Annotated in this window: 15 protein-coding genes; 10 read left to right on the top strand and 5 right to left on the bottom strand. The window is 46.4% G+C overall.

Annotation, left to right across the window (positions count from 1 at the left end; all coding sequences use genetic code 11):
- Window positions 1-3: 3 nt before the first annotated feature.
- Together VFC92_07075 and VFC92_07070 are read right to left on the bottom strand one after the other, a co-directional pair.
- The gene (locus tag VFC92_07075; protein HZK07948.1) at window positions 4-1,074 is read right to left on the bottom strand and encodes a histidine kinase; all 1,071 of its coding nucleotides are present in this window, start codon (window positions 1,072-1,074) and stop codon (window positions 4-6) included.
- Window positions 1,075-1,313: 239 nt separating this feature from the next.
- Window positions 1,314-2,054 carry a DUF5668 domain-containing protein gene (locus tag VFC92_07070; protein ID HZK07947.1) on the bottom strand — a complete coding sequence of 247 codons (741 nt, stop codon included), beginning with the start codon at window positions 2,052-2,054 and terminating at the stop codon, window positions 1,314-1,316.
- Window positions 2,055-2,351: 297 nt separating this feature from the next.
- Between VFC92_07070 and VFC92_07065 the strand changes: the two genes are divergently transcribed.
- The 8 genes from VFC92_07065 to pyk all read left to right on the top strand — a co-directional run bounded on the left by VFC92_07065 (window position 2,352) and on the right by pyk (window position 10,538).
- Entirely contained in the window at window positions 2,352-3,218 is an 867-nt protein-coding gene (locus tag VFC92_07065; GenBank protein ID HZK07946.1) for a hypothetical protein, read from the top strand.
- Window positions 3,219-3,230: 12 nt separating this feature from the next.
- Complete coding sequence (locus VFC92_07060; protein HZK07945.1) at window positions 3,231-4,007, top strand: alpha/beta fold hydrolase; 777 nt, start codon at window positions 3,231-3,233, stop codon at window positions 4,005-4,007.
- Between the two features lie 202 nt (window positions 4,008-4,209).
- A complete protein-coding gene (gene ssb / locus VFC92_07055; protein HZK07944.1) occupies window positions 4,210-4,629 on the top strand; it encodes a single-stranded DNA-binding protein in 420 nt (139 codons plus the stop codon).
- A 116-nt stretch (window positions 4,630-4,745) separates the two neighbouring features.
- A complete protein-coding gene (gene gldE, locus VFC92_07050) occupies window positions 4,746-6,077 on the top strand; it encodes a gliding motility-associated protein GldE (protein HZK07943.1) in 1,332 nt (443 codons plus the stop codon).
- Window positions 6,078-6,087: 10 nt separating this feature from the next.
- Window positions 6,088-6,693 (top strand): gliding motility lipoprotein GldD, encoded by a 606-nt coding sequence (gldD, locus tag VFC92_07045; GenBank protein ID HZK07942.1) that lies wholly within the window; start codon window positions 6,088-6,090, stop codon window positions 6,691-6,693.
- Between the two features lie 359 nt (window positions 6,694-7,052).
- The gene (locus VFC92_07040) at window positions 7,053-8,444 is read left to right on the top strand and encodes an arginine decarboxylase (GenBank protein ID HZK07941.1); all 1,392 of its coding nucleotides are present in this window, start codon (window positions 7,053-7,055) and stop codon (window positions 8,442-8,444) included.
- A 136-nt stretch (window positions 8,445-8,580) separates the two neighbouring features.
- Entirely contained in the window at window positions 8,581-9,114 is a 534-nt protein-coding gene (locus VFC92_07035) for a hypothetical protein (protein HZK07940.1), read from the top strand.
- Entirely contained in the window at window positions 9,111-10,538 is a 1,428-nt protein-coding gene (gene pyk, locus VFC92_07030; GenBank protein HZK07939.1) for a pyruvate kinase, read from the top strand. Before VFC92_07035 ends, pyk begins: the two co-directional genes overlap by 4 nt.
- Before the next feature lie 71 nt (window positions 10,539-10,609).
- Here pyk and VFC92_07025 read toward each other — a convergent pair whose 3' ends face one another.
- On the bottom strand, window positions 10,610-11,986 hold the full coding sequence (locus VFC92_07025; GenBank protein HZK07938.1) for an MBL fold metallo-hydrolase: 1,377 nt from the start codon (window positions 11,984-11,986) through the stop codon (window positions 10,610-10,612).
- A 499-nt stretch (window positions 11,987-12,485) separates the two neighbouring features.
- Between VFC92_07025 and VFC92_07020 the strand changes: the two genes are divergently transcribed.
- Entirely contained in the window at window positions 12,486-13,241 is a 756-nt protein-coding gene (locus tag VFC92_07020) for a hypothetical protein (protein HZK07937.1), read from the top strand.
- Window positions 13,242-13,365: 124 nt separating this feature from the next.
- On the opposite strand, the gene VFC92_07015 is transcribed toward VFC92_07020, so the two are convergent.
- Together VFC92_07015 and VFC92_07010 are read right to left on the bottom strand one after the other, a co-directional pair.
- Window positions 13,366-16,599: an FAD-dependent oxidoreductase gene (locus VFC92_07015; GenBank protein HZK07936.1), complete on the bottom strand. Its 3,234-nt coding sequence runs from the start codon at window positions 16,597-16,599 to the stop codon at window positions 13,366-13,368.
- A 235-nt stretch (window positions 16,600-16,834) separates the two neighbouring features.
- The gene (locus VFC92_07010) at window positions 16,835-17,089 is read right to left on the bottom strand and encodes a hypothetical protein (GenBank protein ID HZK07935.1); all 255 of its coding nucleotides are present in this window, start codon (window positions 17,087-17,089) and stop codon (window positions 16,835-16,837) included.
- Between the two features lie 426 nt (window positions 17,090-17,515).
- Here VFC92_07010 and VFC92_07005 point away from each other — a divergent pair.
- A partial coding sequence (locus VFC92_07005; GenBank protein ID HZK07934.1) for a hypothetical protein occupies window positions 17,516-17,719 on the top strand: 204 nt, incomplete at its 3' end.

The following is a 17,719-nucleotide window of genomic DNA, read 5'->3' as shown; positions in this document are numbered from 1 at the left end:
CGGCTATTTTTTATCATTCACCGGTTCGTGCGCCGGAATGCTGATGGTTACTTTAAAATAAAAATTACTTTTCTCGATCTTTATCAGGTCGTTGCGATGGTAATGCAGGCTCAGCCGTTTGCTGATGTTGTCGAGGCCGATGCCTTTGCCGCGTCTCGAAAGATTGCCGGGCGTGTAATTGTTGCCGATGGAGATTTGCATCATTCCATTTTGTACCTGACAGGTTGTGGTAATTACCACTGCATCCGTACTTTCGTTTACGCCATGTTTGATAGCATTTTCATAAACCGGCTGCAGGATCATGTTTGGGATTTTGCATTGGCGACAAGCCTCGCTGATGTTGTTTTCGATCACCAGTCGCTTCCCGAACCGGATCTTTTCGATGTCGAGATATTTGGCAATATGTTCCAGCTCAGTATTCAGGCTCACCAGTTCCTCATGGTTTTGGCGGATGGTATAGCGCAGGAAGTCGGAGAGCTCCAGCAGCATTTCTCCGGCTTTTTCGGCGTCGGTCATGATCAACGAATGGATGCTGTTGAGGCCGTTGAACAAAAAGTGCGGGTTGATTTGCGACTTGAGCAGGTTCAGCTCCGATTCATGAATCAACTGTCGCATGGCCGATTCCTGCAAAAGCTTCTCGTGATAATTGTTGTAATAATTGGCCAGATAATACACCATGACGATAATCGCATACACCAGCAGCAGATAAACAAAGCGCCAGGGCAACGATTGAGAAAGAAACACCCCATAATCAACGTCATTGGCGAAGAGAAACGAAAGCAGATAATATCCTCCGAAAAGCCAAACCGAAACCAGGATGCCGCCGGTAACCAGATGATCGATAACCACAAGATGATATTTCTGATCGCTAATAGCAAGATAGCGCACGATGTACCAGATGCCGATGCCGGTGAGAAAAACCATGCCGGTGTAAATGGTGCTGTCAGCCGCCGACACAAGCAATGGGAAGTTGAAGAACACATAGAGGATCACAAAATGTGCTGCCGTAACAAAAGCCATCGCCAGGGAGTAAACCATAAAGTTTTTTCGGTGAGTCAGCAGCGGGTTGAGCATCTTTTAAAATGTTTTTTACAAATGAAAAATCTTCGCAATGATAGGTTAATTTTTTTGCGATTATTATTAGCTTTTAAAATGATAGTCATTTGCCCGCGCTCACCCCTTGATCCCCTAAAGGGGAAATCCAGCACACTTTTGGTGAGTGGGCGGCTACCCCTTTAGGGGGCCGGGGGGTGTAGGCAAGCGTTTAAAGAACTGAAGATTTTACGAACACTATACTTTTTTTGCGCCAATGATTAATAACTTTTTATCTCACCGCCGCCAAAGAGCACCAGTCCGCTGATGTACAGGATTTTGGTGTCGTCAATCGTAACATCCAGCCGCTTGTAACGCTTGTCGGAAATGCCACCGAAAATAGCCGTAACATTTACCTTTATCTGCCAATCGGGCGGCACAATGAGCGTAGAGCCACCAAAGATAGCGGTTATTTCCAGGTTGTTGTTGCCCGCAGCCAGCTGCGCTTGTGTGAGGTTGATTTCGCTGCCGCCAAAGATGCTGGTAATCTTGCCGCCTCTGAAATTACGGCTGGTGATGATTTTTTCGCTTCCGCTAAATATGCTCACCTCGTCGATGTAGTCGCTGCTTTGGCCGATGCCGTCGGCGATGGGCTCTCCATCGGAGGTAAATCGCTCGGTGTTGGATAGTAGCTGGCGGGTTTTGTTGTGTTTTAAAATAATTGAAACGCCGATGACGATCAGCACCAGCGGCCATATTACCTGCCAGAAGTTATTGTGGATTAAATAGAATTTGTTGATCATAAAAAAGCCACCAACGCCCAGAAGCACGTATCCGACTACCCGTTGTTGACCAGAAAACAAGAAGGAGATGCCTACCACAATCAGCAGCATGGGCCACGAAATCAGTATTCGACGTGCCTCCCAGGGGATGATGCCGAGCCCGGCGAGCAGTAAAATGATACCTGCTGCAATAATTATTACAGCAAAGAAAAATGTGCGTGATCTTGAATTTTCGTTCATAATATGATTTTTTTTAATGATGAAACAATGAATTGATTAATGCGACAAAACTACTTCGGCAACACCATCATTTCCAAACACAAATCGGCGAATGACGGATAAACATCGGCGAATGACGATAAATGACTGTTTGTTGTTTTTAAGTTTCACAGTGTTCTTACACAGAGTGTCACTGTGCAAGTTTTTCATTGTTAGCTGAACCTTCAATCTTGGGTTTCGGGCAAAATATCTTTGTCAAAATCCGGTTATGATTATCAACAAATAAATGGAACAAGCAATTATCACAATTTTTGTAATATGAAAAAACGCATTTTCATTCTGCCTGTCGCTTTGGTATTGGCCGTCGTACTTGTGACCTTTACCGGTTGTGAAGACGACAAGCCCGGAACCACGCCGCTGCAAACCGTTAACGTTGACGTTTACGAAACCATTGACTATGGCGCTAAGTATATCTTCCTGCATTTTGAAACTGACCTCAAAACATATCCCGTCACTTATTCTATCAGAAATGGTGTGAAAAGCAATGGCAACAGTTTTGAAATTAACCTGCCAGATATTGAAAATAGTAATTATAACGACCAGAGCATAAAGAAAGGCTCCGCCACTGCTGATGTAGGCTTGGGAACCCTCGCAAATGGCGTTTATGATATTACCATCAAAGTGGCCCAAAATATTAATACCGGTACCCTCACCGTTGGCGATAGTTTGATGGTGCTGGATTTCCCTTCACTGCAGGCGCTCACTGTAAATCATGACATGGTTCGCCGCATTCCTTTTGGGACGATGTGGGGTTACATCAGTTATAAAGATGTTGCCGATACCGCTATCACCACCGCTGTGCTCGACTCGATGACCAGCATCGGCGTTCTGCCGGCCAGTTATCCCACCGGTTATTACGGTTATTTTTCTATTGACGACACGGGAGCATTCATACAGAATATCCCTGCAGAAATAGAATATTATGAACCCATCTTCCACCGCTACAATGGTGCAGTGAAAACGCTCGACGAGTTGATCACCTTTTATAAAATCAATTATTATAATGATATCGACATCGTGGTGTATTATTTTTACGGATCCGCTGCAAAGTCGGGTGCAATAATTCCTGGACGGCAGGGCGACGGCTTGCGCGAAGAGTTACTCTTTTTCAAATCCCAAAATTAAGCTCCTTTTATTGTGAAATTATTCTATCGCGAATACGGGCAGGGGCAGCCGCTAATTATCCTTCACGGTGTTTTTGGTGTTTCTGACAACTGGGTGTCGTTTGCGCAAAGCATACAGGATCGGTACAATGTGTTTATTCCAGACCAGCGTAATCATGGCCATTCGCCACACGACCCAACGTTTAATTATTTTGCAATGTGTGCCGATCTGGGCGAATTCATCGATGAGCACGATCTCAAAAATCCGATTGTCCTCGGGCACAGTATGGGTGGCAAAGTAGCGATGAATTTTGCGCTCGAAAACCCGGAAGTGCCCGCAGCACTCATCGTCGCCGACGTTAGCCTGCGCGCTTATGAACGGCGTCACCGTCATCTGGATATGATCGACGCCATGATGGCCATCAATTTTGAGAATGTCGAATCGCGCCGTGAGATAGAACAACAACTCGCTGCTACCATCAAAGACAAGCGTGTACGGCAGTTTGCCATGAAAAATCTTTATCGCCGTCCGCACGGTGGCGGTTTTGCCTGGCGTCTTAATCTGGAAGCCATCAATCTTAACATGGACGAAGTATTCGAGGGAATACACTCCACAGCAATTTTCGACAAGCCCGCTTTGTTTATCCGTGGTGCCGAATCCAACTACATTAGCTACGACGACTTCGATCAGATTTACCGCAATTTTCCCAACGCCGACATCAAAACTATCGAACAGGCCGGCCACTGGTTGCATGCCGACCAGCCCGAAGAATTTCTGAAGGTGTTTGATGATTTTGTGAAGAAGATTTAATTTGGAAAGAGAAATTTACACACCAATAATAAAAATATTTGCACAAGCAGCCTTTTTATATATTGATTAGTAATAAAATACAAATTTGCAAAACTGACCAAAGCACGTTTTTTAAAATCTATTTTTCTAAATAGTTTTAATAAACATCTTTTCCAGATAATTATTTACATTTGTTCTTTATTAATCATAAAAACCTAAAGCTATGGCAGGCATAAATAAAGTTATCCTCATTGGAAATCTGGGCAAAGACCCCGATGTAATGACCTTTGAAAATGGTGTGAAACGCGCCAATGTATCGGTAGCCACTACCGAGAGTTACAAAGACAAAGATGGCAATTGGGTGGAGCAAACCGAATGGCACAACGTGGTGCTGTGGCGGTGGCTGGCCGAGAAAAATTTGGTTAAAGGCGACATGGTGTATATCGAAGGCAAGTTGAAAACGCGCAACTGGGACGATAAGGATGGTCTGAAACATTACATCACCGAAATACAGGCTGACAAGATAAACCGGCTAGGGCCGCGCCGCGAGCAGGGAGTTTACCAGGCCCCGCCTCCGGCAACAGCCGAAAATTTCGAGGAGCCGATGCCCGAAGAAGGACCTACCGACGACCTTCCATTCTGACCCAATGCCGGCTAACCACTCCTTTTGCGCAATAAAAACAGGTGCAGAAATTAAATCGTTATTTTTGCACATGTTTTTGCAAACGAATCATTTTGTCGAATTAATCCTACATAATTTTGGAAGATCCTGACGCGGCCTCACTTCTTACGGAAATGCTCCTGTTCAATGAGGTTGTTTTTAGACCAGTTCCGGTGATTTTGGGTATGGTGGTGATGCTCATTCTGCTGTTGATTTCAGCTTTGATCTCCGGATCGGAAATCGCATTTTTTTCGCTTAACCATACCCAGCGCAAACAACTACGTGCGGATCACAACAGCACCCACGATTTGGTAAACCAACTACTTGAACGTCCTAAACGCCTGTTGGCCACCATTCTCATCACCAATAATTTTGTAAACGTTGCCATCATTGTTTTGTCCACTTATGTGTTGGCCAATCTGGTGGATTTAACGCATACTCCGGTGCTGGCTTTTGTGGTGCAGGTGGTGGTGGTAACGTCGCTGCTGCTGATACTCGGTGAGATTATGCCTAAAATTTATGCTTCAACCAAACCATTGAAATTTGCTGTATTTATGGCGCGACCCATGCGAACCCTCATCACCATTGTTTATCCGCTTAGCAGTCTGCTGGTAAAGAGCTCCTCACTCATCGACCGGCGCCTACAGCGTAACCCCGTGCAGATTTCGATGAGTGAACTCTCCGAAGCCATCGAGCTTACCTCCGACAGCAATACCGACGAAGAAGATCGGAAAATTCTGAAAGGCATCGTCAAATTTGGCGATATCGACGCTAAGGAAATCATGAAGCCACGGCTCGACGTTACGGCTGTCGAGATCAATACTTCTTATGCCGAGCTGATGGAGCTTATTTTGGATGCCGGCTACTCGCGCATCCCGGCCTACACCGAAAATTTCGACAAAATTGCAGGTATTCTTTATGTAAAAGATCTGTTACCGCACCTCAATGAACCCGCTGATTTCAACTGGAGCGCGCTGCTGCGGCCGGCTTTCTTTGTTCCCGAAAACAAAAAAATCAACGATCTCTTGCAAGAATTTCAACAAAAGAAAATCCACATGGCCATCATGGTGGACGAATATGGCGGCACCTCTGGAATTGTGACTCTCGAAGATGTTCTTGAGGAAATTGTGGGTGAGATATCCGATGAGTTTGACAGCGAAGAAGACGAGATTGCTTACACCAAAATCGACGACAACAATTATTTGTTTGAAGGGAAAATCCTGTTGAATGATTTCTGCAAAATCCTCAATATTGAAGACCGACTTTTTGAGGATGTCAAAGGCGACAGCGAGACGTTGGCAGGATTGATACTGGAGATAGAAGGTCGCATTCCGCCGGTAAATGCAAGCACTAAATTTTTGAATTATGAGTTTATCATCAAGAAAGTGAGCAGTCGCCGCATCGAAGAAATTCTCACCAAAATATCATAAGTCCTGTCGCATGCTATCATCGTCCAATCGCATTTTCGTTTCTTCTTTTTTTGTTTTAATAATAATAGTTTTGGTGTCGTGCCGCAATGAGCCAACCTATCCCCGGCCACGCGGATACATACGCATCGAATTGCCTCCTCCCGCTTATCAGTCTTTCGACAGCACCTTTCCATACCAATTTGAATATTCGACAGCGGCACATCTGCGTTTCGACGAAGCTAACCAGCAAAATCCATATTGGATGAACATCGATTACCCGGCCTATCGTGCTTCGGTGTATCTGAGCTATAAGCCACTCGACACCATTCTGCTTTACAACTTGCAAAAAGACGCCCACGAAATGGTTTTTAAACATGCTTCCAAGGCTGTTGGCATCAAAGAATCCACTATCAACATGCAAGATCGCAATGTGTACGGGTTGGTATATACCATCGAAGGGCGCGATGTGGCTTCACCGTTTCAGTTTTGGGTAACTGACAGTACGCACAGTTTTTTGCGCGGCGCTTTGTATTTTAATGTTACACCTAACAACGATTCGCTGCAGCCGGTGATCGATTACATTGTGGCTGACATCGATCATTTGGTAGCGACACTGCGGTGGAAGCGCAAAGAGTAATTATTACAAATCTTAAAACCATGGTATAAAAAATACAAGAAAACTCCGCTCATTGTTTTGAAGGAAGGGAAGATTGTGGAGGTTTCACCGGAGAGCATCGATATCACCAAAAATGTGTATTCAAAATAGAATTCTCTTTAGCCGGTATTCGATTACATTGTGACCGACCTGGATCATCTGGTGGAAACCCTCCGTTTGAAGCACCAAAATTAAGTAGCGGTCCCTCTTTCCAAATTGCCAGTTCCAAATCTTTTACGTTTATCTAAATCGAATTTGTTTACTTTTATCGTTTTTACATGATGCAAGTGAGTTACATTTGTATTTTATTTGAAAACTAATACGACTAAAACTTATTAACGATGAAGACAAAGTACATCGACCTGATTGATCAGACCTTTCACTTCCCACAGGAAGAGTTTCACGTAGAAGACAACCAGCTTCACTTTCACGACATCCCGCTGATGGAGATCATCAAGCAATACGGCACGCCGGTGAAGCTTAGCTACCTGCCCAAAATTTCGCAACAGATACAAAAGGCACGGCGCATCTTTAATGTGGCCATGGCCAAAGTGGACTACAATGCCGAGTACCGCTACTGCTACTGCACCAAGAGTTCCCACTTTTCGTTTGTGATGGAAGAGGCGCTGAAAAACAATGTCAACATCGAGACCTCCTCCGCTTTCGACATAAACATCGTAGAAGAGCTCTACAAAAACGGACTCATCAACAAAGATACCTACATCGTTTCTAACGGCTTTAAGCGGGCGCAATACCTCGAAAACATTACCAACCTCATCAACGAAGGATTTGTAAATACCATACCGGTACTCGATAACATGGATGAGCTGAAGTATTACAAGGACCATGTGAAAGGAAAATTCAAGATAGGGCTGCGGATAGCTTCAGAGGAAGAGCCGATGTTTTCGTTTTATACCTCACGGCTGGGCATCCGTTACAACGACATCATCCCGTTTTATCAGGAGCACATCAAAAACAATCCCGACATCGAGCTCAAGATGTTGCATTTCTTTATTAATACAGGTATAAAGGACACGGCCTACTACTGGAACGAACTGAGCAAAAGTATAACGGTTTATGCCGAGCTGAAAAAGGAATGCCCGGAACTTGATTCGCTGAATATTGGCGGTGGCTTCCCTATCAAACGGTCGTTGGGTTTTGAGTACGACTACGAATACATGGCCGAAGAAATTGTAGCACAAATCAAGGCGATATGCGAACAACACAATGTACCCGAGCCAGACATCTTCACTGAGTTTGGTTCATTTACCGTGGGCGAAAGCGCTGCGGTACTCTATTCCATCCTCGACCAGAAGCAACAAAACGACCGTGAAAGATGGAATATGATCGACAGTTCTTTTATGACCACGTTGCCCGACTCTTGGGCCATCAACCAGCGTTTTATTCTCTTGCCTGTCAATCGTTGGGACTATGAGTACGAGCGCGTGTGTCTGGGCGGCCTCACCTGCGACAGCCAGGATTACTACAACGATGAGGCGCACCTCAACGCGGTGTTCCTCCCAAAATATGACAAGGAAGATCCGCTCTACATCGGATTTTTTCATACGGGCGCTTATCAGGAATCGCTTGGCGGATATGGCGGCATCCAACACTGCCTCATCCCGGCTCCCAAGCACATCATCATCGATCTGGACGAAGACGGTACCTATTATCCACGACTTTTTGCCAAAGAACAAAGTTTTAAATCGATGCTCAAAACGTTGGGTTATTGATGAAAATGATTGGGCTAACGTTTTTAAACGATCTGAACCAATACCTTTGTTTTTTTATTAGTTAGTAATATTGGTGTCCGGAGAAGGATCTATTTTAGTAAGGATTTCCTTTACCTGACAACAATGAATTAATAAGATGAAAAAACAGCAATTCAAACCCGATCCGGGTCAGCATCTCGACTATATCATCTTCAGCCTTTCGGCAACGGTGAGGGGTTATCAACTTGCCTTTTGCCTAAACGGAAAGCTTGGTCTAAACCTGGCGCGTAAGCCCGTTCTGAAGGTGTTGGAGTCGGGCGAAACGAAGCTGTACGAATTCTATTTTTTTTGCAACGATCATTCTACCGAATATTATCTGATTGAAGAGCTTGCTGCCGGACAGCAGCTTATGAACCACTATTTCCTTTTGGTACGCAACTTTTTTGGCGAAAGCCAGATAGCGCAGTTTCTTGATGATGCCACTGATATAGCCGAGATTCTTGAGATCAACAGGCTCAAACTCGCGGAAAGCACATTGCTCAAGGGTGGCAACAAAAAAATAATGGAGCGTATGCAAGCCATCCTTTTCGATCTGGAATACCATATGGCAGAGATAAAACAACAGGAAGATCAACACAAAGTAAAGCTGCAAAGCAGCCCAGTATCCATAAAAAAATTGTATAGCCGATGAAGACAAAAATTGTAGCAACCATAGGACCAGCGAGCGATTCGCCAGAAATATTGCGCCAAATGATTGACGCCGGTGCAGACGTTTTCAGACTCAACTTTTCGCATGGCACGCACGACAATTTTCGCCGTGTTATCGCCGACATACACCAGCTCAACGAAAAGCTGGGAACACACGTGGCAATCCTTGCCGACCTGCAGGGTCCCAAGATAAGAATTGGTGACATTGGAGAGGCAGGCAGGAAATTCAAAAAGGATGAATTGCTCGTTTTTACTGTTGTGGCAGAAAACGCTTCGCCGGAAAAGATTTGGATCAATTATGCCAATTTTCCAAAAGATGTTCGTGCGGGCGAAAACATCCTGCTCGACGATGGCAAGATAGCGATGAAAGTGGAGGCTACGATGCCTGAAAAAGGTGAGGTAGTAGCCAAAGCGCTGGCAGCGGGAGTGCTCCATTCGCGCAAGGGTGTGAACCTGCCCGACACCGATGTGTCGCTGCCTTCGCTCTCCCAAAAAGACAAAGACGATCTGGCCTTTATTCTCGACCAGCAGGTGGATTGGATTGGGCTATCGTTTGTGCGCAAAGCCGCCGATGTGGAAGAATTGATAGCGCTGATGAAAACCTATGGCGATAAGTCACCACTTCCCGTGATTGCCAAAATAGAAAAGCCTGAAGCTGTGAAAGACATAGATGCCATCATCCGGGTGTCACAGGGAATCATGGTAGCTCGTGGCGATTTGGGCGTGGAAGTGCCGCTTCAAAATGTACCGGTGATACAAAAAAGAATTGTGAAGAAATGCATCATCGGAGCCAAGCCTGTAATCATCGCCACGCAAATGATGGAAGGCATGATGAACAGCCCACGCCCTACCCGCGCCGAGGTGAACGACGTGGCCAACTCGGTGATCGATGGTGCCGATGCGGTGATGCTTAGTGGCGAGACTTCCGTTGGTAATTTCCCGGTGGAGACTGTAACTACCATGAACAATATCATTAAAGAGGTGGAGCTTTTCGAAGATATCTACGACAAGCAACATTTGCCGGAGGTAAAAAATAACCCACACTTTATCTCTGATGCTGTAATTTATAGCGGTTGTAATCTTGCCCGTGAATCCAAAGCTGATGCTATTGTTTCTGTGGCATCCACGGGTTATTCCACGACCAAAATATCGAGCTACCGACCCAAAGCCACCATCTTTGCTTTTGCTGATAAAGAACAAACATTACGCCGTCTGAACCTGCTCTGGGGTGTGCGTCCACTATTCTTCGATCACTACATCGACACCGACCAAACCATCGCCGATCTGATGAAAAACCTTAAAGAAGCCAACCTGCTTCATCAGGGCGATCTGATTGTGCACATCTCCAACATGCCCATCGATCAACCCGGAAAATCGAATATGATAAAGCTAACACTGGTAGATTGAGGAAGATGATTAGGGCAAAAGCCCTTACTGCGTAATGCGCCGTTTTACCCACAGCCTATCATTATTAGGATTTAGCTAAGCGTTACCTCCTCAAAAAGTCGTGGTACCTGGCAAGACCAGCCGTAGGTATCTTTGATTTTGACGCGCAGCGCATTGGCGCTGTGGGGTTCGCCGTGGGTGATATAAACCTGTTTGGGTTTGTTCTTTATCTTCGACATCCACTGCAAAATTTCACTCTGATCGGCGTGCGACGACATATTGTGCATTTGTTCGATGTTGGCGCGCACATTAATATATCGGCCACGCATTTTTATCTCTGGTTCCCCCTCGGCCAGGCTTCGGCCACGCGTACCGGCAGCCTGAAAACCGGGAATGACTATGGTGGCGTTCGGGTTGTCGAGATGTTCTTCGAGGTATTGCAATATTCGTCCGCCATTCATCATGCCGCTGCCGGCGATGATGATACGTGGATGCTTGTTGCGCGAGAGATTCCTCGTTTCTTCTATTGAGCTAACCATGTGTGTATTTTCAAAAACCTCCTTGAAGACTTGCGGATCAAGACGTTGCCATTCGGGATATTTCAGGAAGAGCTTGCTAACGTCAAGTCCCATTGGGCTGTCGAGATAAACAGGGATGTCGGGGATGCGATTTTCGTTTTTCAGTTTCCAGATCAGATACATAAAATCCTGTGCGCGATCCACGGTGAAGCTGGGCACCAGCAGCGGGCCGTGGTTGTAGATGCTTTTCTGGATGATCTGCAAAAGCTGGTCTTCGGCTAAATTTGTCGGGTGTAGCCGATCGCCGTAGGTTGACTCGACGATGAGATAGTCGGCTTTTTCCGGCTGCTCGGGAGGCAGCAACATAGCATCGCCGGGGCGCCCCAGATCGCCCGAAAAAACGATGCGGATGCCGGCGGCGTCCATCTCTATAAAGGTAGCGCCTGGTATGTGTGCATTTTTGCGAAAGCGAAATTTTATTTCCGGTGAAATCTCCATCCAGGCATTGTCGGCAACGGGATGCAACAGCGGCAGCGTACGTTCCACATCGGCCAGGCTATAAAGTGGCAAAGCCGGGCTGTGGCGCGTGTAGCCATGGTAGTTGGCCTGTTCGGCATCTTCTTCCTGTATCTTCCCGCTGTCTTTCAGGATGATCTCCACCAGATCGGCCGTAGGTTCTGTGCACCAGATTCGCCCGCTGAAACCCTGCTTGATAAACCGCGGCAAATAACCCACATGGTCGAGGTGCCCGTGGGTGAGCAGGATATTTTTGACGTTGGAAGCATCGAGCGGCAATTTCTGCCAGTTGAGCACACGCAACTGTTTAAGCCCCTGAAACAATCCGCAGTCGATCATCAGCTGCTCGTCGCCGAGGGTGAGCAGATATTTGGAACCGGTAACTGTTTCGGCAGCTCCCAGAAATTGAAGCGTAAAATTTCTGTTTTCGTTCATTGTTTTTGTGTTTTAATGTAAGCAGTTAGGTGGTTGGTTTTTATAAATTTACATCAAGTGATAGATACTATAGATTTAGGAAAATCCATCGCGCACCCCCCCGATCCGCCAGCCGGCGGAGGAGTTGCCAACGCACAATCGAAGGTGTGTGGGCTGGCTTCCCCTTTAGGGGAATGAGGGGTAGCGTAGGCTTTTTTATAATAAAGATTCTTATCTGAAACTTGTGTTTTAAAAGACATCAGGCGAACAGTTACGTTTTTTTATAAAGAAATAGTAGCTTGCGAATGTACAGAATAATTTGGAAAAGTGGTGAGAGAGGCAGGAATTTGAGACGTAAACGAGACGTTAATGCGGCGATAAGAGTTGATGAAACGCATCACAATTTAATTTTATAAAACTCTAATAATACTGTTACCCGGTCGTTTTTGGCTTTGCATTAATCAAAGATACTGTTGCCGGTGATTTGCAAGAAAAAAGTCATAATCAAAATCATTAAATCATGAAAAAATTATTTGTAATTCTTGCGGCGTCACTGATATCGGTGAGCTGCTTAGCGCAAAACGGCTTCTATCTTGGCTACGAAAATGGTTTCCTTTTCGACAGGCATCATTATGTAAACAGCAAAGGGTATGAATTATCGCAAGGCTCCATTGGCGGCGTTTATGGTGGTTATGTCGGTTATAAACATAATAGCTACAGCCTGGAAACGGGTTTTTACGGTTACTTTTCAAGCCATGTTTCTATTGACTATGACTACGCTACAGGCATCCCACACAAAACTCTTAATATGGGTTCTGGTGCGGAAAGTTGGATGATCCCCATCCGGTTGGGCAAAGAATTTACTACTTCCAACGAGAAGTTTTTTGCAAAAATAGAGCTGGGCTTTAATACCATTATCTGCCGTGATTATTCCGACGACCAGCCAAATATGGGTTTTGGTCAGAATGTGTCGCCATTTCCAAATACTATTGATCCGAATTTTGTTCCTGTATCGGCCGATTCGACCAGAGGTTATGGCTTCGTCACCTCAAGGGTGAATTTTGGTATCGAACCAGGATTGACCGCCGGTTATCGCTTCAAAAAGAAAGCAGACATTTACATAAAAGGCAGCTATCTGGCAAATTTCAACCCCGTCTATTACGAAACTATGACACACTATTCTGATGCCGAACCGGTATATGCTACCAGTGTCAGCGTAAATGCCCTCCAGTTACAAATCGGATTGAAATACTACTTTGCAAAACGCGAAAAATAGAGTTGCAGGGCGGGAGTTGAAGAGCAATCCTTGACACCAACCTCTGGATAAGTTTTCTTTTACAAATAAAACAAACCAAAACCCCCGAAAATCTCCGGGGGTTTTTGGTTTTAAAAGCGGTCGGTTATTGAAAAGCCTTCTCCAGCAGTCCGTCGCCTTTTAGCGTGAGGCGCTCAAAGTAGGCGGGTACGTGGTTTCCCGTGAGTTTGTCCACATACATTTTGGCCAGGTATTGCCCCAGCATAAAGCCTTGTCCGCGCAGGCCAAGGAAAAGACCTGCTTCCGGGTCGAGGATCATGCGCGGCTCCACATAATAGCCGGCCCACACGGCCTGGAATCCTACCGAGGAGAGTTCGGGCAGCCAATCCACAAATACTTCGGCAGCAATCTCCAGGAAATCTTTGGAGTTAACCTTCAGATTCTTTCCTGCTTCGCGGGGTTCCACCTCGGGTGAAGCGCATCCTATTATCTGACCCGTCTCGCCCAACTGCTGACCATATACTGCCGTGAAGCCTTTGTATTGGCGGCGGTCGATAAGCATGGGCAACGGGATGCCATCCACGCCCATCATGGGCAGCCGGCGGGTGATAAAAGCCTGATGTTTTATGGGATAAGTGCCGGTTTCGTAGCCCAGCATCTTAGCAAACTTATCGCCTTGTGGCCCCAGCGCATTCACGAAATGATCCGCCAGATAGGTGACGTATTTCTTGTCGTGGGTTTTTACGAGCACAAGGTATTTGTCGGCCTCGCGGCGCACATCTATCAGCTCACAATCCTCCTGAATGGTGCCACCACAGCTCATCCCGAATTGCCGGATCATGTCCACCACTTTTCCGGGGTTAGCCTGCCAGCAGTTGTGCGTAACGAGCGCTGCCTGGTATGTGTTGAGGCGTGTGTTAAAATAAGGAGAAATATACTTGCGGAAGTCGGTGGGTTCTATCATCTGTGCATCGCTCCAGACCATCGAAGCTTTCAACGCGTCGAACATGTTTTGGTCGTTGGCAAAAGTTACATAGTCGGCGGGACGAAAGTTGATGTTGTGAATCTGCTGAAGGCTGCGGAATATTTCCCGGTTTTTCTCGGCAATGTCGGAAAGTTCGGGTAGGCTGAAGCTGGGACGCCCGCCGGCGATGTTGCGCCAGGATGATCCGCGTCCACTGTTGATGAGTACGGGTGAAAGACCTGCCTCGGACATGTAGCGGAATAAGGCGCTGCCACCGATGCCGCCACCGGCTACCAAACTTTTCACGGCTATTATTTCGCCTATGTTGCCGTTGAGGGTGGTGATGATTTTCTCGTGTGTTTTGTGCGGATAAAGCTCGCCCATGTTCACCTGGTTGCTCAGCGGGCCGCGCGGTGTAGGCTCGCCAACGATGGAAATCCCCGATCCTGCCAAAGTTTGTTTAAGCCGTTTGATACAGCGCTTTCCGCGACAGGCACCCATGCCCAGGCGGGTGGTGTGCTTCACTTCATCCACAGAGATAAACTTACGGTTGCCGATCACTTCCAGGATTTCGTCGAGCGTTACATCGTCGCAGTGGCACACATAGGTTTCCGATTCTACTTCGATGTGGCTGGATTTAAATTCGATGGGCTCGGGGAAGTTATCTTTTGCGATAAATCCGCGTACCTGCATCAGGTCTTCGCCGTGTAGGTCGAGCGATTTTACACGCGCCACATTGGTTTTGTTGGGCTTGTCCAAAATCTTTTCTATCACACCTTCGCCCAACTTCTTTCCATTATTATCCACCAGGAAAACAGGCGTATTTTCTTCGATATGATATTCGATGGGCAGGAAGAGCCAATCTTTTTTGAGGTTGTAACCAAAGATGGCCAGCCCCGGACATTGATTAACGCAGTTCATGCATCCGATGCACTTGTCGAAGTCGATGCGGGGCACCGTGCTGGTGGAGGTTTTGGTGATGGCGCCGTGAGGGCACGAAAACTCGCATGGGTTGCAGGCAAATCCATAGAGGCAGTCGATGAGTACGAAAGGCTTTTCGGCGGCGCGTTGGGGCGTGGGTGTCATCGGTTTTTCGATGATGCGCGCAGGATGCTGCTGCGAGTCGATGTATTCTTTAGAAACTTCCAAAAACTGATCGTAATTGTAGCGGACGCCCATATCCTCAAGGATTTCGAAAGCAGTCTGGCGGCCGCGCAGCACGGCGCTGGTGCCTTCGCCGATGCGGATGGCGTCGCCGGCACCATACACCTGGCGACCAAAAAGTTCTTTACCTTTTATCAAAAGCTGGTCGTCGGGTACCAGACCCGTACAGATGTTGATGGCGTCGATGCCGTCGATTACCTGCTCGGTGCCGGGGATGGGTTTAAAATTCTCACAGTCGGCGATCACCGCGCCAACGATACCCGTATGGTCTTGGTTAGGAATTGCTTTTAGTAAGATTTTAGAAGTGAGGACGGGAATTCCGAGTCGGCGCACGCGGTTGGCCTGCACTGGAAAGCCGCCCTCGCGGGGCATGGCTTCGATGATCGCTTTAACGCGTGCTCCCGCCTGCATCAGTTGGTAAGAGGTGAGGTAGCCGATGTTGCCGGCGCCCACGGTTAAAATATTTCGGCCAAGCAGTGTCAGCTCGTTGTTCATCATCTTTTGAACTACGGCAGCCGTGAATACGCCGGGCAAGTCGTCGTTCTCGAAAGTGGGCATAAAAGGCACAGCTCCCGAAGCCACCACCAGAAACTCCGCGTCGATATAATAGATCTCTTCGGTGCTAATATTTTTCACGGCCAGGCGCTTGCCTTCCAGAATGTCCCACACGGCAGAGTTAAGAAATATGCCTGTGTGATCGTCGCCGGCAAGGGTGTGGGCAATGTCGAAGCCACGCATGCCGCCAAATTTCTTTTCTTTTTCAAAAAAGAAAAACTGATGGGTCTGCATCAGAAACTGTCCACCAATTTTGTTGTTGTTGTCCACCACGATGCACTGCACATTGTTCTTCAGCAGTTCTTCGCGGCAAGCCAATCCGGCGGGACCTGCACCAACGATGGCCACCTGTGTCTTGTACACTTTTGTCTGGCACTGCTCGTCGCAGGGCTGTGGCTTTGGCGTGTAGTCGTGTGGTATCTCCGATACTTCGTGTACGTCGTCCACTTTGGTGATGCAGATGCGGCGAATGCGTCCGTCCACGAGCATCTCGCAGGCTCCACATTTGCCGATGCCGCATTCGAGCGAGCGGTTGCGGTTGCGCAGGCTGTGGCTGTGCACGGGGTGTCCGGCCTGGTGCAGCGCCGCAGCGATGGTGAAGCCCTTTTCGCCTTCCACCTTTTCGCCGTTAAAAAGGAAAGTAACTTTTTCGACCTGAGGAACATCCAGGATGGGATGTACGGTAATTTTATGCATCTGTCTATGGTTTTGATCCCGACTTTTAAAATATGAAAGTGGTATCAGCAAAATTATTTTTATTCATCTTGCACCGGCTATTATCCACATGAATTAAAGGTGTTGATAGTCAGCCGTGTTAGGAATCGTAAGAAGCTCCAGCGCAATAGTACCGCTAATCTTGCTCCGTAAAGGGCACAAAAAAAGCGTCATCCGAATAGATGACGCTTTTAGATTTTGTTCGGGCTAAAAGTTTTTAACCTTTGAGCGCTTGTTGCAGACTATCAATAATCTTCTTGTTGACTTTGCGCGGGTTTTTAGCTTTAAAAGCCTTGAGTTCGTCGAGGGCAGCTTTTCCAAAATGGTAAAGGCCTTCGGGATTTTTATCGTGGTCGTAGCTGCCAACACAGTAATCGAGCTTGGCCCGGAGGTCGGCATGGGCGTCCAAATTGAGTTTTGCCATCGCTTGCGAAGCGTCGGCACATGCATTTCTTAGATTTTCACTGTTCATTGTAATAGCGATTTTTTTATGATTTGATTTTCAAGGCTGCAAAGATAACCGAAAATTAAAAATGCAAAATTTAGGATGTTAAGAATTTCTAAAGGAAAAGTGGCTACTTTTAGCCCGTACCGCATCATCTTGCATTCCATCTCCTTCTCGTTAGAAATAATAATTTAGAACACCCTACCGCGTGCAACAGACATCTACATCCGAATAGAAGGATTTATCTTTACTGCCAGAAAACAAAACCAATTATTTTCTGCCGAACTGTATGCCGCTGTTACCTGTCCAAATTTAATGACCATCCAAAACAAATAATTTGAAAATGAATCGAACATTTCTTGATTAATATCGAAAAAAATATCATTTTTACCAAAATGATAAATCTATTTTTAATTAAAATTATTATTTAATCATAAAAAAAGGAGGTGACTAATGAAACACAAAGACAAAGGAAACAGGAGAAAGTGGAAAGTAAAATGTTTAAGAGTGGCAACACTTTTAGCTTTTACCTTTACCCTTTCAGTTGCAACAGCACAAGAAGGTATTAACGTTACAGGCGCGAATGCCTCGGGCAGCGGAGGCTCGGCGAGCTACACTGTTGGACAAATGGTGTATCAAACCCACACAGGTACAAAC

This window comes from Bacteroidales bacterium (genome assembly GCA_035647615.1).
Classification (GTDB): domain Bacteria; phylum Bacteroidota; class Bacteroidia; order Bacteroidales; family 4484-276; genus SABY01.
Note: the sequence above shows the minus strand (reverse complement) of the source record. Positions and strands in the feature narration are given on the sequence as shown.